Source organism: Mycobacterium sp. SM1 (assembly GCF_018361265.1).
Taxonomy (GTDB): domain Bacteria; phylum Actinomycetota; class Actinomycetes; order Mycobacteriales; family Mycobacteriaceae; genus Mycobacterium.
The window spans coordinates 74,532-98,596 of the sequence record NZ_JAFLNH010000001.1 but is presented as its reverse complement, the minus strand read 5'-3'; the positions used below and the strand labels follow the sequence as shown (position 1 = coordinate 98,596).

Sequence of the window (24,065 nt, the reverse complement as noted above, 5' to 3'; positions counted from 1 at the left end):
ACGCCGCCTGCCGGCCCCGGCATCCGGTCGGGCGCATGCGCGGTTTTGCCCTCCGGCGGATGCTCCCGCGCCTTCCGGCGGATGCTCCCGTCATATCTACCATCCGGGTGGGGCAAACCGGCGCACCGATGGCCGACGCCTGCCGGGCGATTTTCGCCGCGTGCGCGGCGTCTGGCACAATTGAGGCACAATTGAGCAATTGTCCGCACCGGCCGGCGGCGCCCGCCTGGTGCGAGACGCACCCAGATCCCCCGATCCGTCGGCCCGGTGACTGGCTCGGCGCCTGCGGCGCGAGCGGGAACCCGTGGTCGCGAGCCACAAGGAAGTGTCCGATGAACACGCTGGACTTCGTCGACCGGGCATCGCTGCGCGACGACATCCCGGCCTTCGGCCCGGGTGACACGGTTACCGTGCATGTCAAGGTGGTCGAGGGCGCCAAGGAGCGCATCCAGGCGTTCAAGGGTGTGGTGCTTCGTCGCCGGGGCGGGGGGATCCGCGAGACGTTCACGGTGCGCAAGGAGAGTTACGGCGTCGGCGTCGAGCGGACCTTCCCGGTGCATTCGCCCGCCATCGACCACATCGAGGTGGTGACTCGGGGCGATGTCCGCCGCGCCAAGCTGTACTACCTGCGTCAGCTGCGGGGCAAAAAGGCCAAGATCAAGGAGAAGCGCTGACCACGGTGGCCCGATTACCGGTCTCCGGGGCCGTGGCGGCCCGCATCGTCGCCGACTGGCTACGCTTAGACCGTGACCGACACCACGGACTCATCACCTGAGCGCCCCCCCGATGCCACTGTGACGCAGCCCCCGATTTTCACCCGGGACCCGGGCGCTGACTCTGGTTTTGATGAGGCCGTCGCGGACAAGCCGACCCCCAAAAAGCACACGGCGCTACGGGAGACCGCGATCCTCGCGGCGATCGCGGTGATTCTCTACTACGTCATGCTGACCTTTGTGGCGCGCCCTTACCTGATTCCGTCGGAGTCTATGGAACCCACATTGCATGGATGTCCGGGCTGTGTCGGCGATCGCATCCTGGTGGATAAGCTCAGCTATCGCTTCGGCGCACCGCAGCCCGGTGACGTTGTCGTGTTCAAAGGGCCGCCCTCGTGGAACCTCGGGTACCGGTCGATTCGCTCGCACCACGCCGCGGTGCGCTGGCTGCAGAACACGCTGTCGTTCGTGGGCTTCGTGCCCCCGGACGAAAATGATCTGGTGAAACGGGTCATAGCGGTCGGCGGGCAGACGATCGAGTGCCGAAACACGACCGGGCTGACCGTCGACGGCAAGCGGCTGCAGGAGCCGTATCTGGATCCGGCCGTCATGATGGCCGACCCGTCGGTGTACCCCTGCCTGGGCAGCGAGTTCGGTCCGGTCACCGTCCCGCGGGGACGACTGTGGGTGATGGGTGATAACCGGACTCATTCGGCCGATTCGCGCGCGCACTGCGCCAGCGTCCCCGCCGACGCCTTGAAGGGCATCTTGTGTACCGGGGACCCGGCGTCGGGGACGGTGCCGGTGGCCAACGTCATCGGCAAGGCCCAGTTGATCGTGTGGCCGCCGTCGCGCTGGGGCCTGGTGCGTTCGGTGAACCCTCAACAAGGCCGCTAGCCGTGGCGACGACCACCTGGCCGCCGCGGACGGTGATCCGCAAATCGTCGGGCCTGCGCACCCTGGAGTCCGCGCTGTACCGCAACGGCCTGGGGCCGGTCGCCGGTGTTGATGAGGTGGGCCGGGGCGCGTGCGCCGGCCCGCTGGTCGTCGCGGCCTGTGTGCTGGGGCCGGGACGGTTGGATAGCCTGGCCGGCCTTGATGACTCCAAAAAGCTCACCGAGCCGGCCCGCGAGAAGTTGTTCTCGGTGATCTGCCGGCACGCGCTGGCCTACCACGTGGTGTTTATCGGCTCCGGGGAGGTCGACCGGCGCGGGGTGCACGCGGCCAACATCGAGGGCATGCGCCGCGCGGTGGCCGGCCTGTCGGTGCGACCCGGGTATGTGCTGAGCGACGGCTTCCGGATACCGGGAGTGCCCATGCCCTCGCTGCCGGTGATCGACGGCGACGCTACCGCCGCCTGTATCGCCGCGGCCAGCGTGCTGGCGAAGGTGAGCCGCGACCGGTGGATGACCCAACTGGACGCCCAGCATCCCGGATACGGCTTTGCTGAGCACAAGGGCTATTGCACCCCCGGACACAGCGAGGCGCTGACCCGGCTCGGCCCCTGCCCCCACCATCGCTATTCGTTCATCAACGTTCGCCGGGTGGCGACCGCCTCAGCACCGCGGGCGCTGGCCGAATTCGCCCCGCCGGATGAGCATGGCGATTAGCGGTGAGGAAAGATGGGAGCAGGTTTGCAGCCCAGCGACGACCCGGCCCGGGCGTTCCGCCCGTGAGGGCCCCCCGGCTTGCCGGGGGCACCTCCCATACGTGCGGAAACCAGACGGGGGGAAGGCCGGGCGAGTTGGCACAGCAGAAGGACGGCTGAGCAGATGAGTGCCGAAGATCTCGAGAAATACGAAACCGAGATGGAGCTCTCGCTGTACCGCGAATACAAGGACATCGTGGGCCAGTTCAGCTATGTCGTCGAAACCGAGCGGCGGTTCTACCTGGCTAACAGTGTCGAGATGGTGCCCCGCAACACCGACGGCGAGGTGTACTTCGAGCTGCGGCTCACCGACGCGTGGGTCTGGGACATGTATCGGCCCGCCCGGTTTGTCAAGCAGGTGCGGGTCGTCACGTTCAAGGACGTCAACATCGAAGAGGTGGAGAAGCCCGAACTGCGCCTGCCCGAGTAAGGGCCCGGCCGCGACAGCGCGTGGGCCGCGAGCTGTCGAGTCCATGGGAGCTGCCCACCGTGGGCGAACGGCTCGCGCCGTCCCTCCCGGCGCCTACCCATACCGGGGTGGGGTCTTGTCCACCCATCCGGTGTCGTCTTTAATGCCGCCAGCGCCCAGTCGGCTCGCCGCGGAGGAACTCGATGGGCGGGCCGCTGCGCGCCAATCCTGACAGCGGACCGGCAGGGGTGCCTTAGGTGATCTCCGGCGAGCGGCGCGATCCCCAAGTCGCCCCGGGCATCGACTTTGTTTACGATCTGTGCACCGAACCGGCTGCGCGGATCACCGCATGAACGTGCAATCGCGTGCCTCATGGAGTCGGTGGGTCCAAGGGGTCCAAGGGTGATGCTGCGGAGCTTTCGGCCGCCAGCAGCGGCCACGACCCCCGGTGCCATAGCGGTGCCGAAAAGGGGACTCACCCGCGGACCGAACGAGGAGAGGTGAACGGCCCTGGGTAACACACCTGTCACACCGGTCGCCGTCATCGGCATGGCCTGCCGGCTTCCCGGAGGGATCGACTCGCCGGAGCAGCTGTGGGAGGCGTTGCTGCGGGGTGCGGACCTGGTCACCGAGATTCCGTCGGACCGATGGGACGCCGACGACTACTACGATCCCGAGCCCGGGGTGCCCGGGCGCTCGGTCTCCAAATGGGGCGGCTTCCTGCACGACGTGGGCGGCTTCGATTCCGAGTTTTTCGGCATCAACGAGCGCGAGGCGATGGCGATCGATCCGCAGCACCGGTTGCTGCTGGAGACTGCCTGGGAGGCGATGGAGCACGCGGGTCTCACCCGGGAGACGATCGCCGGCTCGCTGACCGCCGTGTTCGTGGGATTGACTCACGGTGACTACCAATTGCTGGCCGCCGACGCCTCCTGCGTGGAGGGGCCCTACGGGTTCACCGGGACGACTTTCAGCTTGGCCTCCGGGCGGATTGCCTATGCCCTGGGGGTGCACGGCCCCGCGTTCACGGTGGACTCGGCATGCTCCTCTGGCTTGCTGGCCGTGCATCTGGCCTGCCGCAGCCTGCACAGCGGCGAATGCGACCTGGCTTTCGCCGGCGGTGCCTGCGTGTTGTTGGATCCGCGGAAATTCGTCTCCGGGTCGGCGCAGGGCATGCTGTCTCCGACCGGGCGGTGTCGCGCGTTCGACGCGGCCGCCGATGGGTTCGTCAGTTCTGAGGGTTGCGCGGTGGTGTTGCTCAAGCGCTTACCGGACGCGCTGGCTGACGGTGACCGCATTTTGGCTGTGGTGCGCGGCACGGCCGCTAACCAGGATGGGCGCACCACGACCATCGCGACACCGTCGCTTACCGCGCAGATCGAGGTGTATCGGGCCGCGTTGGCTGCGGCGGGCGTGGACGCCCACAGCGTCGGCATGGTCGAGGCGCACGGACCCGGCACCCCCGTGGGCGACCCGATCGAATACGCGAGCCTTGCCCAGCTGTACGGCGTTAGCGGCCCCTGCGCGCTTACCTCGGTGAAGACCAATTTTGGGCATACCCAGTCGGCAGCTGGCGCACTGTCCCTGATGAAGGCGGTTCTCGCGTTGCGCCATGGTGTGGTGCCCCCGAACCTGCACTTCACCCGCCTACCAGACGAACTCGCCCCGATAGAGACGAAACTTTTTGTGCCGCAGGAGACCACGCCGTGGCCCGGTAATGGCCGGCACCCGCGGCGGGCGGCGGTGTCCTCCTACGGGTTGTCCGGCACGAACGTGCATGCGGTCCTGGAGCAGGCGCCGGAGACCACCACGCGGGACGACGCCTCCACCGAAGGCACGGCGGGTCCGCTGCTGTTCCCGCTGTCATCCACCTCCGCGGGGGAGCTGCGCCGGACCTCTCGACGGCTGGCCGAGTGGGTGCGCCGGCATGCCGGTGGACATCCGGACGGCCCGGCGCTTTCCGACCTGGCCTACACTCTCGCGCGGCGACGGGCGCACCGGCCGGTGCGCACCGCCGTGATCGCCGCGGACCTGCCGGAGCTGCTGGCGGGCCTGCGCGAGATCGCCGAGGGCGACACCCCCTACCCGCCCGCGGTGGGGCAAGACGCTGGACCGGTATGGGTGTTCTCCGGGCAGGGTTCGCAGTGGCCCGCGATGGGCGCTGAGCTGCTCGCGACCGAACCGGCGTTCGCCGCCGCGATCGCGGAGCTGGAGCCGCTGATCGCCGGCGAGGCCGGGTTCTCGGTCAGCGAGGCGCTGTCGGCGCCACGGACCGTGACCGGTATCGACCGGGTCCAGCCCGCCCTGTTCGCCATGCAAGTCGCGCTCGCGGCCACCATGACCTCATACGGGGTGCGGCCGGGCGCGGTCATCGGGCACTCGATGGGCGAGGTGGCCGCCGCTGTCGTCGCCGGTGCGCTGTCGCTTGCAGACGGTGTGCGCGTGAGCTGCCGGCGGTCGCGGCTGATGTCCCGCCTGTCCGGCGCCGGCGCCATGGCCTCGGTGGAGCTGCCCGCCCAGCAAGTGCTCGCCGAGCTGCTGCCGCGCGGGGTGAACGACGTCGTCTTGTCGGTGGTCGCCTCCCCGCGGTCGACCGTCGTCGGCGGCGCCACGGCCGCGGTTCGCGACCTGGTCACGGCGTGGCAGCGCCGCGGCCTGATGGCGCGTGAGGTGGCCGTGGACGTAGCCTCGCACTCCCCGCAAGTCGATCCCATACTCGGCGAGCTCGCCGACGCCCTGGCAGGGCTCACCCCGATGAAACCGCAGATTCGCTTCTATTCCGCGACCTTGTTCGACCCACGCGAACAACCCGTCTGCGACGCCGGCTACTGGGTCGACAATCTGCGTCACACCGTGCGCTTCGCCGCGGCGGTGCAGGCGGCGTTGCAAGACGGCCACCGGGTTTTCGCCGAGCTCGCTCCGCACCCCCTGCTCATCCACGCCGTCGAGGAGACCGCCCGAGGTCTCGATGCGCCGGTGGCCGCGCTGGCCGGCATGCGGCGGGAACAGGAGCTTCCGCACGGGCTGCTGGGGTTTCTGGCGGACCTGTACAGCGCGGGCGCCGCGGTGGACTTCTCGGTGCGCTATCCGCGCGGGCGCCTGCTGGACGCGCCGCTGCCCACCTGGACCCACCGGCAGTTTCTGCTGACCCGCGACGGTCGGGCCGCCGACGGGGCCAGCACCGTCGCCGTGCATCCCCTGCTGGGCCCGCATGTGCGGCTGATGGAGGAGCCCGAGCGGCACGCCTGGCACGCGGAGCTGGGCACGGACGCGCAGCCCTGGCTCGCCGACCATCGGGTCCACCACGTGCCCGCCCTTCCGGGGGCGGCTTATTGCGAGATGGCGCTGGCGGCGGCGCGGACGGTGATCGGCGACGTGTCGGAGGTGCGTGACGTGCGCTTCGAGCAGCTGGCGCTGCTCGATGATCGCTCCCCGGTCGGCGCGGTCGCCTCGGTGGCGGCGCCCGGCGCCGCCACGTTCACCGTGGAGACGAACCGCCACGGTGAGCGCGCGCGGCTGGCCTCCGCGGCGCTGCACGCCGCGGAGAGCGACGACCAGCGACCCGGGTATGACGTGGCCGCGCTGCTGGCCGGGCACCCCCGCCGGGTGGGGGGGAGCGAGCTGCGGCGATCGCTGGACACCCGGGGTATCCAGTTGGGTCCGGCCTTTGCCGGGCTGACGGCGGCGTACACCGCCGACGGGGCCCGGCCCACCGTGCTGGCCGAGGTGACCCTGCCCAGCGCGATTCGCCCGCAGCACGGGCCCTATGGCGTTCACCCCGCCTTGCTGGACGCGTGTTTCCAGTCCGTGGCGGCGCACCCCGCCGTGCAGGAAGCCGGCCACGGCGGCCTGCTGCTGCCGTTGAGTGTGCGCCGGCTACGCGCCTACGGCCCGGCCCGCTCCGCCCGATACAGCTATGCCCGGGTGACCGCGGCCGACACCACCGGGGTCGAGGCCGACCTTGACGTCCTGGATGAGCAGGGGAGAGCCCTGCTCGTCGTGCGGGGATTGCGCATGGGCGCCGGGGCCGGTGCGGGCACCGAGCGGGATCGCGTGCTTGGCGAGCGGCTGCTGGCAGTCGAATGGCGGCGGCGCGAGCCACCCGAAATGGACCACGCCAACCCGGGGACGTGGTTGCTGATCAGCACGTCCACCGCCGCGGATGTCATGGCCACCCAGTTGACCGACGCGCTGAAGCTGGGTGGCGCGCACTGCACGACCATGTGCTGGCCGCCGCAGGCCGATCACCGGGCCAACGCCGGGCTGCTCGGCTCGCACCTCGGCGCCGGCGGGTTCACCGGTGTGGTCGTCCTCACCGGGCCGAGCACCGGTGACCCGGATGAGCACTGCGGGCGCCGGGCGGAAGCGCAGGTGCGCCATCTGGTGCGACTGGCCCGCGAGCTGGCGGAATATCCCGGCGAGTCACCCCGGCTCTACGTCGTGACCGGGGCGGCCCAGGCGGTGCTGCCCGGCGAGGCGCCCAACCTGGAGCACGCCGGGCTGCGCGGCCTGATGCGCGTGATCGGCGCCGAATATCCTCAGCTGCGCGCGACCTTGATCGACGTGGACGAGCGGACGGACCTCGAGCGGGTGGCGCGGCAACTGGTGGCCGGTTCCGAGGAGGACGAGACCGCCTGGCGCAACGGCGCGTGGTTTACCGCCCGGTTGTGCTCGAGTCCGCTGCGAGCCGACGAGCGGCGAACCACGGTCGTCGACCACGAGCACGACGGTATGCGCTTGCAGATCCGCATGCCCGGTGACCTGCAGACCCTGGAGCTGGTGGCCGTCGACCGTGTTCCCCCGGGTCCGGGGCAAATCGAGGTGGCGGTCAGCGCCTCCAGTGTCAACTTCGCCGATGTCCTCGTCGCGTTCGGCCGCTACCCGAGCTTTGAGGGCTGGTTGCCGCAGTTGGGTACCGATTTCGCCGGCGTGGTGACCGCGGTCGGGCCCGATGTCACCGATCACCGCGTCGGCGACCATGTGGGCGGCATCTCCCCCAACGGCTGCTGGGGCACGTTCGTGACCTGCGACGCCCGGCTCGCCGCAACACTCCCACCGGGCCTGACCGACGAGCAGGCGGCCGCGGTGGCCACCGCGCACGCCACCGCCTGGCACGGCCTGCACAACCTGGCCGGCATCAGGGCCGGTGAGCGGGTGTTGATTCACTCGGCGACCGGGGGCGTCGGGCAGGCGGCCATCGCGATAGCCCGGCGGGCGGGAGCCGAGATCTTCGCCACGGCGAGCAGCCCGAAGCGGCGAGAGCTGCTGCGCCGCATGGGCATCGAGCACGTCTACAACTCGCGAGGCACCGAGTTCGCCGAGCTGATCCGCCGCGACACCGACGGGTACGGCGTCGACATCGTGCTCAACTCGCTGCCCGGCGCCGCGCAGCGCGCGGGCCTGGAATTGCTGACGTTCGGTGGACGGTTCGTCGAAATCGGCAAACGTGACATCTACGGCGACACCCGGTTGGGGCTTTTCCCGTTCCGGCGCAATCTCACCTTCCACGGTGTGGATTTGGGCCTGCTGGCCGCCACCGACCCGGCACGGGTCCGGGGCCTGCTGGATACGGTGTACCGCCTCATCGCCGAGGGCGCGCTGCCGCGGCCGGAGCACACCCGTTACCCGCTCGCCGACGCGGCCACGGCGATCCGGGTGATGAGCGCCGCCGAGCACACCGGCAAACTCGTGCTGGACATCGCTCGCAGTGGGCGCAGCCGCGTGGTGGTGCCGCCGGAGCGGGCGCCGGTTTTCCGCCGCGACGGTGCCTACATCGTCACCGGTGGCCTGGGCGGCCTGGGGCTTTTTCTCGCCGGGAAGATGGCCGCGGCGGGCTGCGGCCGGATCGTCCTCAACTCCCGCTCCCGGCCCGACCGGCACGCGCGCGAGGCCATCGAGCGCATGCGCGCCACCGGGGCCGACGTCGTCGTGGAGTGCGGTGACATCGCCGAGCCGCAAACGGCACAACGCTTGGTGGGCGTGGCGACCGGCACGGGGCTTCCGGTGCGCGGTGTGCTGCATGCCGCGGCGGTGGTCGAGGACGCCACCCTGCCCAACATCACCGCGGAGTTGCTCAACCGCGACTGGGCGCCGAAAGTCTACGGCGCCTGGCATTTGCACCGGGCCACCGCCACCGCGCAACTGGACTGGTTCTGCTCGTTCTCGTCGGCGGCCGCTCTGGTGGGCTCGCCCGGTCAGGGCGCATACGCCGCGGCCAACAGCTGGCTGGATGCGTTCACCCACTGGCGCCGGGCCAAGGGTCTTCCGGCCACCGCAATCGCCTGGGGTGCCTGGGCCGACATCGGCCGGGCAACCGCATTCGCGGCGGGCGCCGACACCGCTATCAGTCCGGACGAGGGCGCCCACGCCTTTGAGGTGGTGCTATCCCACGATCGCGCATACACCGGCTATGCCCCGGCCATCGACGCACCGTGGCTGACGGCGCTCGCGCAGCGCAGCCCGTTCGCTGAGGCTTTCCGGGCCACCGCCGAAAGTCATTCGGCCGTAAGCAGGTTCCGGGCCGAACTGAGCACGCTGCCCCCGGACGAGCGGTTTGATCGGATTCGGCGTCTGGTCTCCGAGCAGGTGAGCCTGATTTTGCGCCGCACGGTCGACCCGGACCGCCCGCTGTCGGAATACGGGCTTGACTCGCTGGGCAACCTCGAACTGCGCACCCGCATCGAAACCGAAGCAGGGGTCCGGGTCAGCTCCACGGACATCACCACCGTGCGAGGTTTGGCAACCCAGGTGTGCGAGGCCCTGACCGGCCCGGAGGCGACCCCGGCATCACGGCCCGACCCCTGACGTCGGCGACCCGCTGAAAGCCGCAGCTGCCAGAGCATTGGAGGGATCGTGATAGCGGTAGGGAAGGTGACAGTAGGGCCGATCCGCGACTGGACGCCGGCCCCAGGTTCGGTGGTGTGCTGGCAACCCTCGCCCGCGTCACTTGCGGCAGCCCGGCGGGCCCCGGCCAGTGCGGTGCCCGCCAGCTACCAGCAGGCCCAGCATCTGCGCCGGTTCGGTGAGTATCGGTCCCGGGGTATCGATATGTCACGGCTGCTCACCGCCTGTTGGGACGTACCCGGCCGATGCGACATCCGTGCCATGACGCACGTCATCAACGCGCATCTTCGCCGGCACGACACGTATCACAGCTGGTTCGAGTGCAGCGACACCGGCGGCATCGTCCGGCGGACCATCCGCGAACCGGCCGACATCGCCTACCTCCCGATCCGGCTGGGCGAGATCACCGCGGCCGATCTACGGCGCGAGGCGCTAAGCACCCCGAATCCGCTGCAGTGGGATTCGTTTCGCTTCATGGTCATTCAGCGCGCGGATCATTTCACGTTTTGCCTGTGTGTCGACCATGTCCACATCGACGCGATGTTCGTGGGCGTGGCATTCGCGGAGCTTCATATGATGTACGCCGCCCTGGTGTCCGGTGCGGCGCCGCTCTCGCTGCCGGCAGCGGGCAGCTACGACGCCTATTGCGTGCGGCAGCACCGGGAGCTATCCGCCCTGACGTTAGAGTCCCAACCGGTGCGCAGCTGGGTCGAGTTCTTTGACGAAAATAACGGAACCCTACCGCAATTCCCGCTTCCGGTCGCCGATGAACCGGTTCCCTGCGACATGATGGGCGTTCGGCTGCTAGACGAGCGGCAGACAGCGCGGTTCGAATCCGCTTGCGTCGCTGCGGGTGCGCGTTTCAGCGGCGGTGTGTTCGCTTGCGCCGCGCTCGTAGAGCACGAGTTAACCGGCGCGGACACGTATTACGGAATCATTCCCGTCGACACCCGCAGCACTCAGGCCGAGCTGATGACGACGGGATGGTTTGTCGGCTTTGTTCCGCTCACCGTGCCCGTCGGCACCTCGTTCGCTGAGACCGTCCGCGCCGCCCAGGAATCCTTTGACTCGGGTAAAGAGTGCGCGCGTGTGCCGATCGACCGCATCCTGGAATTGGCGCCGTGGCTGAGAATGCCGCAGCGGGGCGCCCCGTTGCTGTTTTATCTCGACGCCGGTGTCCCACCCCTGTCGGCGTTCGTCACCTCACAGCTGGAGGGCATGAATGCCGGTCTTTATCACGACGGCAGGATTCCGTCCCAAGTCGCTATCCGGGTGAATCGGCTGGAAAACGAGACGCAGATGATTGTGTTGTTCCCGGACGATCCGGTCGCCCGGGAATCGATCACCCGCTACCTGGCGGCGGCGAAATCGGTGTACGTCCGCGTTGCCGAGCACGGCGGGGCGATGAGACCGCAGCGCCACGGCGCTCAACCAGGACACCACGTGGCCTGCCGGGTTTGAAGCGCGATGCGACCGTTGGGGCTTTGCGTACCCGGGGCCCGGGACAAGTGAGAAGCGGGCCCCACTGGTGAAATGCGCTCTGGCCGTTCACGGGTCACGCGGCGACGTCGAGCCGCACGCGGCCGTCGCCCGGGAGTTGCTGCGCCGCGGGCACGAGGTGCGCATCGCGGTCCCGCCCGACCTGCGTGGCTTGATGGAGTCGGCCGGGCTTGCCGCGGTCGCCTACGGGCCGGACACGCGGGAGGTGCTGTTCGGCACGGCCTGGGGGAAAAAGAATCCGATCAAGCTGTCCGCCTGGAGGAATTACCTCGGCCTTGTGTGGCGGGAGATGGCAACGACGCTGACGGCACTGGCAGACGGGGCCGATCTGCTGGTGACGGGCAATGTGCACCAGGGGCTGGCCGCCAACGTGGCGGAGCACTACGACATTCCGCTGGCTACCCTGCACAGCATGCCGATCCGGGTCAACGGGCGGCTTCTGCCGGGCCTGCCCGCGCCGCTGACCCGTTGCGCGATCTCGGGGTTTTGGTGGCTGCATTGGCTGCTGACGAAGGAGGCGGAAGACGCCCAGCGCCGCGACCTGGGCCTGCCGCAGACGAGCGCACCCTCGACACAACGGATCGCCCGACGCGGATCCCTCGAGATCCAGGCCTACGAGGAGTTCTTCTTCCCCGGGCTGGCGGAAGAATGGGCGCAATGGAACGACCGGCGTCCCTTCGTGGGCGCGCTGACGATGGAGTTGCCGACGGCGGCCGATGACGAAGTCCTGTCGTGGATTGCGGCCGGAACACCGCCGATCTACTTCGGCTTCGGCAGCACCCCGCTTCGGTCCCCCGCCGACACGGTCGCCATGATCGCCACCGCCTGCGCCCAGCTAGGTGAGCGGGCCCTGATCTACTCGGGCGCGCACGACCGCAGGCTCATCCCGCATGCCGAGCATGTCAAAGCGGTCGGCGCGCTGAACTACGGGGCTATCCTGCCCGCGTGCCGGGCGGTCGTCCACCACGGCGGCGCCGGCACCACGGCCGCGGGCCTGCGCGCCGGCATCCCCACGTTGATCCTGTGGATCAGAAACGAGCAGCCGATCTGGGGGGAGGTGGTCAAACGGCTGAACGTTGGATCCTGCCAGCGACTCTCGCGCACCACCCGGGAATCGCTGGTCGCGGGCCTGAGCTTTATCCTCAGGCCCGAATGCGTCCGCCGGGCCCGCGACCTCGCCACCAGGATGACCAAGCCCGCCGTCAGCGTCACCGCCGCAGCCGATCTGCTGGAAAGCACCGCCGGCGCAAGGCGGTTCGGCTGATGGGCGCGGTTCTCGCGATGGCGCTCATAGCGGCGGCCAACCCGGTGCGACTCGGTGTCGCGCTGCTGCTGATTTCGCGGCCCCGGCCCTTGCTTAACCTGCTGGCGTTTTGGCTGGGAGCCATGGCAACGGGTATCACCGCGGGCCTGAGCCTGCTGATAGCGATGCACGACTTCGGGCCGGCGGCTATGCAATCCCTGTCCGCGTTGGCCGCACGCCCCGCCGCCCGACGGGCTCACATCGCGATTGGGATGGCGGTGTTGTCGCTGGCCGTGCTCGTCGCGGTGGGCTTTTCTGTCCGGCGGGCACCGCTCACCGGCGGTGGTGCCGTGGCCCGGGTGCCGCGGGCCAGCACGCCGAGCCTGGTCAGCCGGCTGCTGGGCCGCGCTCAGGGCGTGCTGCAAGGCAAGTCGTTGTGGCCGGCGTTCGTGGTCGGCCTGAGCTCTGGATTCCCCGCCGTCGAGTACCCGATGGCACTGGCCGTTATCGCGGCCTCGGGAGGTGCCATCGGCACGCAGCTCAGCACCGTCATCATGTTCGTCGTGGTGATGCTCGCGGTCATCGAGCTCCCGCTGCTCAGCTACCCGGCCAGGCCGGAGCAAACGCAAGCGGCCTTGATGCGCCTGCACGGCTGGGTGCGGCCTCGTCGGCGGCGGATCCTGGCCCTAAGTCTCGGCGCGGCGGCGGTCGCGATCATGGCCACCGGGATGGGCTAGTCGCCGAAGTCCGTGAGTCACCGGCGTGCGAAAGCGCCCAAGTTCCCGCGCAATCGGGTCATGCGGTGTTGTTGGCGCGACCGGATCGCTCTACCCGTCCAGGCGGACGAACCGGCCTTGCCGGTACCGCTCCGCACACGCCGCCCGCCTGACCTTGCCGCTCGTGGTGATCGGTATCGAGCCGGGGGCCACCAGCACGAGATCCGCGACGCTAAGGCCGTGCGAGCAGGATATCGCCGCGGTAACGTCCCGCTTGACCGCGTCAAGTCCAGCCACCCCATCCTTGTGGGAGCCGCCACGGTTTTTGACTTCGATTATGGCGACAAGTTTTTCGGTGTGCTCATCGGAAACCGATATCGCCGCGCACCGGCCGCGGGTGATCTCCTGGATCGTGGCCTCGATGTCGTCAGGAGAGTGATTGCGCCCATAGACGATCAGCAGATCCTTGATACGGCCGATAATGAACAGCTCACCGTCGCAAAAGAATCCCGAGTCTCCCGTTCGCAGCCAGGGCCCCTCGGGTGTTCCGGCGGATGGAGCGGCAAGCCGTGCGCCAAAGGTGATTTCGGTCTCGTCCGGTTTCCGCCAGTAACCCATTGCGACGTTGTCGCCGTGCACCCAGATCTCCCCGACGGTTCCCGGCGCGCACTCGATACGGGTCTCGGGATCAACGACGCGAACCATCGGCGACTGTGGCGCACCGTAGCTGACTAGCGGTGTGCCCCTGGTGCCGTCGCAGCGTTGTGCGCGTCCGGCGGTCAGCTTCTCCGAGTCGAAGTGCACGACGGCCGGTGGCTGGGCGCCGACGCGGGTTGCCACATACACCGTCGCCTCGGCCAGGCCATACGACGGCCGGATCGCGCGCGCGGGCAGATTGAAGGGGGTGAACCGGCGGGTGAAGCGCCGTACCGTGGCGGGCTGCACCCGTTCACTCCCGTTGATGATGACGAGCACGTCGCCGAGATCGTGCCCGGCCATGTCCTCGTCCGACGTTTTTTGCGCCGCCAATTCAAACGCGAAGTTCGGCGCCGCGGAAAACGCCCGACTATGGCTTGCGAGCAAGCGCATCCACCGGGCCGGTCGCTTTAGGAAGGACACCGGGCTGGTCAGCACGGCGGGCAGGCCGCCGAGCAGCGGGAGGAAAATTCCTAGGACCAAGCCCATGTCGTGATAGAACGGCAGCCAGGACACAACGGTGGTGTGCGGCGGGGCCACTTTCCCGAATTCCAGGAAGTAGTCGGACATCAGCTGATCGAAATTGGCGAAAAGGTTTCGCGCAGAGACCATGACTCCGGCCGGCTGACGCGTCGACCCGGACGTGTACTGTAAATATGCCGCACCCGGGTAGCTCACGCGGCTGCGCAGCGATCCTCTCGGGCAGTCGAGGTCGAGCGAATCGACCTCGATGATCGCCGCGGCGGCGCGGCCGGACTCCGGCGCAGCGTATGCGGTCACCTGCCCTGCGGCGGCGGATGTCGTGAGAATCGTGGTCGGCGAAGCGTCCCGCAGCACCGCTGTGACCCGCTCATCGTGGGCGCGACCCTCGGGAACCGACAGCGGCACCGCGATCCGCCCCGCCTGCAACGCGCCGAGAAACGCGACGACATAGTCAAGCCCCTGTGGTGCCGCTATGACGGCGCGGTCTCCCGCCGAGCCGCAATCCTCGAGGGCCCGGGCAACGTTTCGTATCCGGCGATACAGCTGCGACCAGGTCAGGCTCTCGGCGACGCCGTTCCAGTCCTGTTCGTAATCAATAAACGTGAACGCCGTGTCATCGGGCTGCAGACTGGCGCGCTCACGCAGCACCGTGATAAGCGGGGACTCATTCACCGCCATCGCGGTCACCCACTATCCGACAGTCGTGCCGGTCAAAAAGCACCATCAGCGATCTCATCAGGGCTCTCCCGGGACCGTTATCCATGCTGATTTCCTAGTCGATCACACCTGCCAGGCCAAACTCCGCGAGCGTGTGCGCCGCCAGCTCGCGCAAGTCCGGCCGAGCGTCCCGGACCGAGTTGTTTCCGGCGAGGTGGTAAGCAACGACGGTGATGAAGATCTGTCCGCCGAGGCGTCCGGATACCAGCAGGATGCCGCGGGGGCGTTCGAAGCCCTCTTGGGTGACGTGTTGCCGCAGCCCTCGGATGAAGACCCGATCGGCGTCGGTGCCGTCGGGGCGGGCCACCGCCGGGTCGAGGTCGCCGAGATTGGAGCAACCCACGTCGGTGTAGCCGTAGGCCGTTGCCGCCAGTTTGCGTGCCAGCCGCTTGGGTGTAAACGGGGACAGCGGAAGCAGCCCCAACACCTCCTGCGGCGTCTCCCGCAGGGTCTGAAGCGCCCGGCCGATAGCGCCACGGACATCGCGCAGACATGCCGTCACCGTTGCCGGCTCAACCTCGACGATGGCAAACGACAATGCGTTCGCCCGCGTATCGCCCTGGACGCGGTCACTGACCGGGATAGATATCCGGACCGCGCCATCACCGGCGTCTCGGCATCCAGAGCGCTCCGCGAGTTTTGCCGCGAACCCAGCGAATAGTGAGTTACTTGTTCCACCAAGAGATTTCGCGCGGACATCCCAATCGTCTAGATCGACGAAGATCGTGACGGCCGGCGCCGGAGCACCGTGGCCGGCGGCGCCGCGCGCAATCCCAGCGCGGCTTGGGGCGCGCGGTGGGGCAAGGCCGGTGCGGCGACGACGAACCAGTTGGGCTGCCGTGACGAGCGCTCGCGCGGCCTCGGGCGCCCCCCGGGCGATCTGGTAGGCGTCTTGGAGCAGCGCACGGGTGAGGGTGCGCGAGTGCGGCGGCGGGTAGCCCAAATGACGGGTCTCACCCCTGACCGCGTCGGCTATCGCCTGGCACAACCCCATGCCGTCGACCAGGGTGTGCGATGCCACCAAGCTGATCGCCGTGGAGCCGTCGGTGAACGGCACAACTGCCAGGTGCCAACCGGGTCCGGCCAGCGGATCAACGGTTACTTGCCCGCGCTCGTCAGCCCATGCGCCCAGCTCGGCGCGCGGGCGGGGGCGGTCGGCGACGTCGATGGCGGCCGGCGCCGGGCAGGAAACCCACCGGTGACGGGCGAACGGCAGCGGAGAGCACTCGATCAGCCGTCCCAACAAGCCCAAGCCGAGGTTGTGGTGGAAGCGCCGCACGCCGTCGAGGTCGATGGCGCGCTCATAAACCCACACGCATTGGGCGACGGTCCCCTGCCCGGTGGCGCGCAGCACGAGCAACGACGTCTGATCGGTGAATGCGAGCAGGTTCTGCATCAGATAGGAATAGCCGACCCGGTGTTCGACGGTCAACGAAAGCGCACCGCGCGCCGGCGCCACCGCGTCCTGTCATGGCCCGCCCCCCGCCGAGGCGCCGAAGACTCGCTGAAATGAGTCCACACCGTGGCTGGTGGGTTTGGGTGCGCCGGGGATCAGCCGGAAGGTGCGCACACCGTCGGGGCGACGCTGCGCGCGTAAGAAGAGACAGCCGGGATCCCGGTGCGCGTACAGGCCGTGCGCGAGGTCGTAGAGATGGGTGACGAAAACAACCTTGACCCCGGCATCGAGCATGGCGCGCAGCACGCCGCGCGCGATTTCCGAGCCCTCGCGCTCGTTGGTCGACGCGAAGGACTCGTTGCACAGCAGCAGCGACCTCGGCCCGACGTAGTCGGCGATCATGCTCATCCGGGCCAGCTCTTCATCGAGCTTGCCGTGGGTAAGGGTGGTGTCCTCTTCCCGCTTGAAATGGGTGAAAACGCCATCACGCACGTCGGCGCGAAACGACTTCGCGGTGACGAACATGCCGGCTTGCATCATCACCTGAGCGGCGCCCACGCTGCGCAAAAACGTTGACTTGCCACCCTCGTTGGCGCCGGTGATCACGATCAGTGACTTTCCCTCGGCGTCGACGTCGTTGCCGGTGACCTTTTTAACCGTGGTCAGGCACAGCCCCACGTCGCGCAGGTCGCGGCACTGCAACCCCGGCGCGCCGGCCGGGGTGGGAACCGGAAAGCACGTCGGCGCACCGAATTTCGTGAGCTCATCATGCAGATTCAGGCACCCGAGATAAAATCCCAGTTCGGTGCGCAGCCGCCCGAAGAATCCCTCGACGTGCTCCGCGGATTGCGTGACGATGTTGGCGACGTCGTTGATCGCGCGGGCCGCTAATGCGGCGAGAGCCTGAGCACCGGCCTCGTCGCGGTCGTCGACGACGAACCCGCAGCCCTCGTGGTTTCCGGTCAACCTATCCCACCAGCTGCGCCGAGGCGCCTGGTGGAGCAGGTGACGCTCGCCCTTGTTGCCAAGCCCCAATTGGGCGCTCAACAGGACACCGCGCGGCAGGTGCAGCTCGGAAAGATCCTCGTCGAGCCGCCTCAGATAGTCGTCGGAAAGCTGTTCACCGATCATCGCGAGCAGCTGCCGAAATCCGGCGGAGCGAAACCGCCCGGCATGCGCGTCGCACACCCTGCGCAGTTGTTTGAGATTGCCCGCCAACAGTTCCAGGACCCGCACAGAACGACGCAGCAGCGAGTCCGGGTTGCGCACCATCAGCGCGCCGAGGAAGATCTTGCGCCGTACCTGAACACCGTCCACGGCGATGTCGTATATCTGTTGCACCGCTGCGCGATTGGCCAGGCAGTCGGCCAGCACCCGTTGGCGGTACACGATGACCTCGGGATCGGTGACGGGAAGCGACAGCACGGTCTTGGCGGTCTCGAGCAGGAATTCGTCGCCGGCCGCCATCGCTTGATAGACCCGGGTGAGCTCCAGGTCGTCGTCGATCAAAGCGCGCAGCTGCCCTGGGAGCGCCGGCTTCAGCTCGGGGTCGTGTGCGGGATGCAACAGCCGGACTTTCATCGGGTGATCCTCCGCCGCAAGGTGTCGTGGTCGAGCCCGTATTTGTGTGCCAGCGCGGCCGCGTAGGCCAGACCGTCGGCGGGTCTGCGGGTGAAGGCGAACGTCCGCCGTGTCGGATCATCTGGGGCGACTTCGCCGACCATGCTGACACACACCGGGTCGAGGCCGGCCAGCTCGTCGAGGAACGTGACATACACCGCGACACAGCCCAACTTGATCACGCGTTGAAGGACTTCGGTGCTGATCAGCAGCGCATCCTCAAGGGTGGTCGACGAGAAGCTCTCATTCATGATGATGATGCTCGCCGTGGTCGCGCGCGCGAGGATGTCGCGGACGCGCACCAGCTCGTCGTCGAGCTTTCCGCGCAGGGTCGACAGGCTCTCCCGGCGTTCGAAGTGGGTGTAGATCTGGTCCGGCAGGCTCAGTTCGGCGTGGCTCGCCGGGACCGGGCAGCCCAGCGCCGCAAGATAGGCGCACTGGCCGATGGCCCTGGCGAATGTTGTCTTGCCGCCCTGGTTGGGGCCGGTGATGACGAAGATCCGCTGTGGCCCCGAGAGCCGAAAGTCGTTACGCACCACGGGCTTGTTGTCCTTGACCGCCTTGATCGCCAGCGCGACGTCGAAGGCGTCGTTCGCGCGCATGACGCCGGGTTCGGTGGTGAGGTGGGGATAGCTGAACGTCAATCCGGCCGTGGCGAAGCGGCTCATGAAGTGAAGGTAGGACAAGTAAAACTGGATTTCGCGTTCGAACCGCTCGACGGTGTCGTCGACGAAGTTCCGGTTGCGGCCACAGAAGCGTTCCAGCCGCGCGAAACTCTCTGGGTGTAGTTTGGCGACGCACTCGAGAATCTGCTCTTCCACATGGTCCATGTCGGGGAAGTCTTTGAGCGGAACCCGATAATCCGTGCTCGCCTCGGTGGCAAAGCGCTCGAATGTCGCAGTGATCGCCGAGCTGTAATCGGCTTGCCCGGTGAATTTCTCGACGTGTACCCGCAGGCCTTGAATGTGCACGGTGTAGCGAACCTTGCGTAGTTCGGCCGCGACGGCTTGGGTCTCGGCGGACAGTCGCTGAAATGTTTCGCTGTCGACGTAGCCGGCCACATAGTCGGCGAAGCCGCGCAGGCCACGAGACGTCACCTCGACGTGGTCAAGATCATCTCGCAGGGCTTTCATCGCGCCGCAGTAACTGTCGGCGGCGTGCAGCAACCAGCCTTGCTTTTGCAGGGGATGCCAGACACGTTCGGCGTGGTGGAGCCGAAGCCGCACCGTGCGCATAGCGTCGACAAAGTTCTCGATGGGCTCACGCCGCTCGCGCTGCTCGAGATCGCGGAATACCTCCTGGCGATACTCGACCGCCGAAACATCGTGTAGCGGTGTGTAGAAGAACTGCTCGAGGCCATCGTCGGCGTGCGCGAACGTCACCTCGCCGATGATCTGGTCGAGGCACAAGTCGGCAAGGGAATCCGGTGGCGCCTGCCCCGTGAGACCGGGTGCCGGGTGCGCGCCGGGAATGAGGATGCTGCGAAAGCCTGCCATCGGGATGCTCATCCGTCTTTGCCGTGCGTCATTCACCGGTAGAAGCTATCAGCCGGTTCGGCAGTCAAGGCGGGCTTCATCGCCTACCGGCGATGTTACACCGTGATCGGCGCAGTCGGCCATCGCGACGCCCGAGGATTAGCGGGGCTTTGCGACCAAACCCGCCTTGGCTGTCAGCCTGGTCGACCGTGGTGTATGACTCGGAGACTGTTTTGGCCGCGAAAGTCCACGCGGCAGGGGTGGCCGGTGACGAAGTCTATGGCGGTCTATGGCGCCGGTCCCCGACCGCGCGCCGCGGTTGATGGTCACGGCCTGGGCTATGTGCTGGCCGTGGCGGCCAACCGGCGCGTACCTGCCGCCGGCCCGATCGGCGTTGGGCTTGACCCCGTTTGGTGGGCACAGGGTCGGGCGGCTTGTGCCGTCTGAGTGAGTCGGTCTTCGAACTCGACCGGCCTTATCATAGCGAGGGCCGAATAACCTCTGCGTCGGTTGTAGACCCGCTCGATCCCATCGCCGGCGGCGAGCGTGGCGGCCGTCTTGGTCGGCCACAGGTATCGGTCGTAGAACTCGACTTTCAGTGTCGCCCAAAACGATTCCTGCTGAGCGTTGTCCCAGCACACCGCGGTGCGGCCCACCGAGCGAGCCAGGTTGTGCTCGCGGGCCAACCGCGCCAGCTGCGCGGAGGTGCACCGGCAGCCGCGATCGGCGTGCACCACGACCCGCTGGGCGAGCTCGCCGCGCATCGCCACAGCCCTCTGCACGGCGGCCCGCACCAGATCGGTGTGCAGGCAATCGTGGCTGCCCCAGCCGATCACCCGCCGTGAGCAATTGTCGCGCACGGCACACAGATAAAGCCAGCCCTCACCCGTGCCCAGGTAGGTGATATCGCTGGCCCCCACCCGGTTGAGGATTGCGGTGTCGAAGCGGCGCGTGAGCGGGTCTTTAGGCACCGCGGCATCCAGGTCGACCACCGTGGTGGCCGGCGCGAACCGGCGCGCACAGATCCCGGCCAAAGCCCGCCGGCGCAGTGCGGCCGCCACCGTCTTGCGCGACACCCGCTCAGCCTCATCGCGCAGATCGGCCAGGATACGCGGGGCGCCGCAGCCACCGTCGGAGGCCCGCGTGGACCTTGGCGAGCGTGGCATCCAACTGCGCGCCGCCGCTGAGCCTGGACTCGGCTCGCGATCGCGGGATGTACGCCACTTGTAGTAGCCCGAGCGCGACACCTCCAGCAGCTCGCCCATCCGCTTGATCGGGTCGGTGGCCCGCTGCGCCTCGATCACCCACTAGTCTGCTACCGGTGCTGCTCGCAGACGAACAAGGCCGCGGCTTTTTCAAAAACTCACGATCCAAACGTAATTCGGCGTTCTTTTTACGCAGAGGCTCCAACTCAGCGCGCTCATCAGCATCGAACACCGCGCCAGTATCGCCAGCTTCGGCCGCGTGGCGTTGCAGGCGCACCCAACGCCCCAGCACTGGATCACCAACCCCGATCACGGCGGCCACATGAGCCACCGGGCGGCCGGTCTCAATCACCAGGCGGGCAGCCTGCTCCCCAAACTCCGGGGTGTACTTGCCACGCTTGCCCGAGACACGGACATCCTTCCCGCGGGACCAGCAGCCCCACCAGTCAGGTGTCCACCCTCAGGGGTCAACCCCATGAGACCCGGTCATACGCCACGCAAGACACGCTCTTAACCGAGCGTTCTTTGTGACCAACGCGAGATTCGCGGGGAGAGCGCAGACCCGTCCTGGTGTTGGCGCAGCGCCGCACCGTACAATATTACAATATTACCGGACGCAGCCCTAAGGCCGTTGCGCCGCGACATGTCCTTCAGTTCGTCGACCGACGCGCGACGAGCATAACCAGCGGGATCGCCGCGAGTTCGGTGACGACGCAGAACAGCACCACGGTGGACAGTGAGACCCTGAACAGGGCGCCGACCACGGTACTGCCCGCGAACCAGGCAACCCCGTAGACGGCGGTGAACAGCCCATAGGCGGAAGCGCGCCGGTCCGGGGACACCATGGGAGCGACGGCGGCGGGGATGATCGATTCGTGCACCCCCATGCCCAGGCCCCACAGGCAAGAGCCGACCAGGGCCGGCCAGAAGCCGCCCAGGAACGCTAGGGGCGCGTAGGCGGCACTGAGTAGAGTGAGCGGTATCAGCAGTCCAATTCCGAGCCGGTCGAACAGGCGACCAAACACCAGTGATCCGGTGCCGGATATCGCCATCGCTGCGGCGTAGAAAACTGGTGTGAGGTCAGCGGGTACGGTTCCGGTTCGCTGAAAGTGGAAGGCCATGATCGGAAAATCGGCGAATCCCGCGGCGACCAACGCGGCGGCCGCGAGGTAGATCCAGAATGCGCGCGGCAACCCGCGACCGCGCATGGTGGCGCCGTATTCGGTGGAAAGATCTTGCGGTCGGGGATAAAGGCTGCGGGCCACGGCCAGCAACGACAGCATGATCACCGCGGGCACCGCCAGCACGGCGAACGCGAGGCGGTAGTTCTGCGCGCTGGTGGCCCCCACGAACGCGACTAGCAGCGGGCCGAACAGCGCGCCGAACTGGTCGAGCGCTTCGTGCACCCCGAAGCCCCAGCCGTAGCCAATGCCCTTCGCGGCGCGAGACAGCATCGCGTCCCGCGGTGGGTTGCGCAGCGCCTTGCCGATCCGCTCGAGGATGATCAACGCGGCGGCTATCTGCCACGAGCTGGCCAGCGCGAGCAACGGTACCACCGACATTTGCAGCACGTAGCCGGCGATCGTGATCTGCCAGTACTTCCCGGTGCGGTCGGCGCCCGACCCAGAGACCAGCCTCAGCCCGTAGCCGAGCAGTTCGCCGAATCCCGTGACCACCGCGATGGCCAGCGCTCCTGCGCCGAGGAGACCCAAGTACTGGCCGATGATGCTGCGTGAACCTTCATAGGTGAAATCGGCGAAAAAGCTCATCACGCCGACCAGCAAGACGAACTTGAAAGCCGCGGACAGCCCTGCTCTGCCCTGGTGCCGCGGGCCGCCGCCAGCGGAGGTTCGCGGGGAGATCCCCGGCGGGCCGGGTGGCTGACTCATCTGCTGAGGCTCCTCACCTAACGATCACCTTATGGTCCTGGACGATGGCCGCTTGCTGAACGGCGTCGTCCAGACGATGGCACCGGAGCTGTGCGCATGGTGCCGCCCGGCGACCAGCGCATGGGTTCGCCGCACCGTCGAGTACATCGCAGCCAGGGCGAGGCCCACGACTGGGTTGCCTGAGTTTGCATGGCCGACCCGTTGCCGAGGTGGACCGTCTCCGCGCCGATCAGGACGGGCAGGCCGTCTGACGCGGCCCTGGCCAAGCTTGACGAAAGGGCCGCGCATCATATACGCGTCATACACGACATATGAGCAAAGTTATTTCTTCAGAGCAACCACTGACCCGTGACGTGGCATCGTGGCGGCGTGGAATCCAACGCCTAATTCTGACCCTGATTTTTCAGCCGGCCTGTGATGATCTTGTTTTCGGTGGCCGGGGCGGTGGTGGCTGCGCTGTTGGGATGCGCTGATGGGGGTTGGAGGCTGTTGGGTGATGGTGTAATTGGGGGTGGGCACGGCCGCGGGGCTGTGGTGACCGGTTTTAGGGATAGGTCGATCGCGTTGGGGCGCGGTGGAGGGTTGGAGATGGGGTGCGAGGTGTGCGTTGACGGGCCGGTTTGCGGCGGTCAACCGAAGGCCGGTAGCGCCCGGATGCGTGGTAGCGCGGTGGCGAACGCCTCCACGTGGGGGTAGGCGGCGGCAAAACGCAGGTGCAGGCGTCGGCCGTGACGCACCAGCCGGGCGGCGACGTTGAGAAATGCCAGGCGTAGTCGTTTTCCCCGCGCTCGACGCACCGCGCGGGGCAACGCCAGGGCGCGCAACCAGCACCCGATGTTGTGGGCCAGCGCGGCGGCCTGCCAGTACAGCCAGTTACCGAAGAACGATCGCACCGGGGCGTGGATCATCCCGAAGTCGTTTTTAAGCGCCCGGATGGTGTCTTCGGGGATGCCGCCGCGCAGCCGGTGATGCGCGGCGACCTCGGCGGCGCTCATCCGCTCGGCGGGCACGTTGGTGATGATCGCGTGCAGCCGCCAGCCATCCAGGTCATCGAAGGCCAGCTGCTCACCGGGCTGTTTGGGTTGGCGGCGCACGATCAGCCGCACACGCCGTCCCAGCACCGTGGTGGTGGTCTCGGCGATCTGGCTGCCCTTGTCGGTCTCCTGCCCTTTTGCCGGGGCCCATACGGTGTGCGGGTCGGTGGCCAGCGCGTGGATCACGGCCGCGACCGGCTTGTACTGTTTGACCGTGACCGAGTAGTCCGCGCCGTGGCGTTCGGCGGCCTCGATCACCTGCTGCTGGTAGCCGGCCGAGTCGACCCGCATCAGCGGGTGCGGCACCGGGTGTTTCGGACTCGCCAGCACCACATCATCGACATCGAACAACAAACCGGTAGCATTCACCACACGGGTTCCCTTTCTCTGGGATCATCGTCGCCTTCCACAAACACGATTATCCCTTGCAGGAAGGGCACTTCCGCGCTACGACGCGGCCCTCAATCCATAGCCGGCT

General features: G+C 67.8%; 14 protein-coding genes, 2 pseudogenes and 1 riboswitch. Of the genes and pseudogenes, 8 read left to right on the top strand and 8 right to left on the bottom strand.

The features are described from left to right. Positions 1–332: 332 nt before the first annotated feature. The 8 genes and pseudogenes from rplS to MSM1_RS00400 all read left to right on the top strand — a co-directional run bounded on the left by rplS (position 333) and on the right by MSM1_RS00400 (position 13,093). Positions 333–674 carry a 50S ribosomal protein L19 gene (gene rplS / locus MSM1_RS00435; protein ID WP_213439705.1) on the top strand — a complete coding sequence of 114 codons (342 nt, stop codon included), beginning with the start codon at positions 333–335 and terminating at the stop codon, positions 672–674. A gap of 72 nt (positions 675–746) precedes the next feature. Further along, positions 747–1,610: a signal peptidase I gene (gene lepB / locus MSM1_RS00430; protein ID WP_213439704.1), complete on the top strand. Its 864-nt coding sequence runs from the start codon at positions 747–749 to the stop codon at positions 1,608–1,610. Between the two features lie 2 nt (positions 1,611–1,612). Then, positions 1,613–2,489 (top strand): annotated as a pseudogene (locus tag MSM1_RS00425) (ribonuclease HII). Next, a complete protein-coding gene (locus tag MSM1_RS00420) occupies positions 2,486–2,791 on the top strand; it encodes a DUF2469 domain-containing protein (RefSeq protein ID WP_213439702.1) in 306 nt (101 codons plus the stop codon). Before MSM1_RS00425 ends, MSM1_RS00420 begins: the two are co-directional and overlap by 4 nt. A 489-nt stretch (positions 2,792–3,280) precedes the next feature. Next, positions 3,281–9,574: a type I polyketide synthase gene (gene pks2, locus MSM1_RS00415; RefSeq protein WP_213441212.1), complete on the top strand. Its 6,294-nt coding sequence runs from the start codon at positions 3,281–3,283 to the stop codon at positions 9,572–9,574. A gap of 48 nt (positions 9,575–9,622) precedes the next feature. After that, positions 9,623–11,074: a condensation domain-containing protein gene (locus MSM1_RS00410; protein ID WP_213439701.1), complete on the top strand. Its 1,452-nt coding sequence runs from the start codon at positions 9,623–9,625 to the stop codon at positions 11,072–11,074. A gap of 67 nt (positions 11,075–11,141) precedes the next feature. Beyond that, on the top strand, positions 11,142–12,377 hold the full coding sequence (locus MSM1_RS00405; protein WP_213439700.1) for a glycosyltransferase: 1,236 nt from the start codon (positions 11,142–11,144) through the stop codon (positions 12,375–12,377). Then, complete coding sequence (locus MSM1_RS00400) at positions 12,377–13,093, top strand: GAP family protein (RefSeq protein ID WP_213439699.1); 717 nt, start codon at positions 12,377–12,379, stop codon at positions 13,091–13,093. The genes MSM1_RS00405 and MSM1_RS00400 overlap by 1 nt, the downstream gene beginning before the upstream one ends. Before the next feature lie 90 nt (positions 13,094–13,183). Here the strand turns inward: MSM1_RS00400 and MSM1_RS00395 are convergent, their stop codons facing one another. From MSM1_RS00395 to MSM1_RS00360, 8 genes and pseudogenes are all read right to left on the bottom strand, one after another. Next, entirely contained in the window at positions 13,184–14,929 is a 1,746-nt protein-coding gene (locus tag MSM1_RS00395) for an AMP-binding protein (RefSeq protein ID WP_213439698.1), read from the bottom strand. 94 nt (positions 14,930–15,023) lie between these two features. Further along, positions 15,024–16,400, bottom strand: a complete 1,377-nt coding sequence (locus MSM1_RS00390) for a hypothetical protein (protein WP_374101645.1) — start codon at positions 16,398–16,400, stop codon at positions 15,024–15,026. Between the two features lie 36 nt (positions 16,401–16,436). After that, positions 16,437–17,945 carry a DNA mismatch repair protein gene (locus tag MSM1_RS00385; protein WP_213439697.1) on the bottom strand — a complete coding sequence of 503 codons (1,509 nt, stop codon included), beginning with the start codon at positions 17,943–17,945 and terminating at the stop codon, positions 16,437–16,439. Next, positions 17,942–19,516, bottom strand: a complete 1,575-nt coding sequence (locus MSM1_RS00380) for a DNA mismatch repair protein MutS (RefSeq protein WP_307857237.1) — start codon at positions 19,514–19,516, stop codon at positions 17,942–17,944. Before MSM1_RS00380 ends, MSM1_RS00385 begins: the two co-directional genes overlap by 4 nt. After that, positions 19,513–19,573: riboswitch (Fluoride riboswitch) on the bottom strand. It overlaps the preceding gene by 4 nt. A gap of 224 nt (positions 19,574–19,797) precedes the next feature. Then, a complete protein-coding gene (locus tag MSM1_RS00375; RefSeq protein WP_213439696.1) occupies positions 19,798–20,763 on the bottom strand; it encodes an IS3 family transposase in 966 nt (321 codons plus the stop codon). A gap of 85 nt (positions 20,764–20,848) precedes the next feature. After that, positions 20,849–21,052: pseudogene (locus MSM1_RS22830) on the bottom strand (transposase); the annotation flags it as partial. A 262-nt stretch (positions 21,053–21,314) separates the two neighbouring features. Then, on the bottom strand, positions 21,315–22,553 hold the full coding sequence (locus MSM1_RS00365; protein WP_213439695.1) for an MFS transporter: 1,239 nt from the start codon (positions 22,551–22,553) through the stop codon (positions 21,315–21,317). Between the two features lie 629 nt (positions 22,554–23,182). Beyond that, positions 23,183–23,959 (bottom strand): transposase, encoded by a 777-nt coding sequence (locus tag MSM1_RS00360; protein WP_213439694.1) that lies wholly within the window; start codon positions 23,957–23,959, stop codon positions 23,183–23,185. Between the last annotated feature and the right edge of the window lie 106 nt (positions 23,960–24,065).

Bases quoted from the DNA above. Each gene is read 5' to 3' on its own strand.
- MSM1_RS00395 (WP_213439698.1), bottom strand. From the start codon at position 14,929: ATGGCGGTGAATGAGTCCCCGCTTATCACGGTGCTGCGTGAGCGCGCC.
- rplS (WP_213439705.1), top strand. From the start codon at position 333: ATGAACACGCTGGACTTCGTCGACCGGGCATCGCTGCGCGACGACATC.
- MSM1_RS00400 (WP_213439699.1), top strand. From the start codon at position 12,377: ATGGGCGCGGTTCTCGCGATGGCGCTCATAGCGGCGGCCAACCCGGTG.
- MSM1_RS00365 (WP_213439695.1), bottom strand. From the start codon at position 22,553: ATGAGTCAGCCACCCGGCCCGCCGGGGATCTCCCCGCGAACCTCCGCT.
- MSM1_RS00385 (WP_213439697.1), bottom strand. From the start codon at position 17,945: ATGAAAGTCCGGCTGTTGCATCCCGCACACGACCCCGAGCTGAAGCCG.
- MSM1_RS00420 (WP_213439702.1), top strand. From the start codon at position 2,486: ATGAGTGCCGAAGATCTCGAGAAATACGAAACCGAGATGGAGCTCTCG.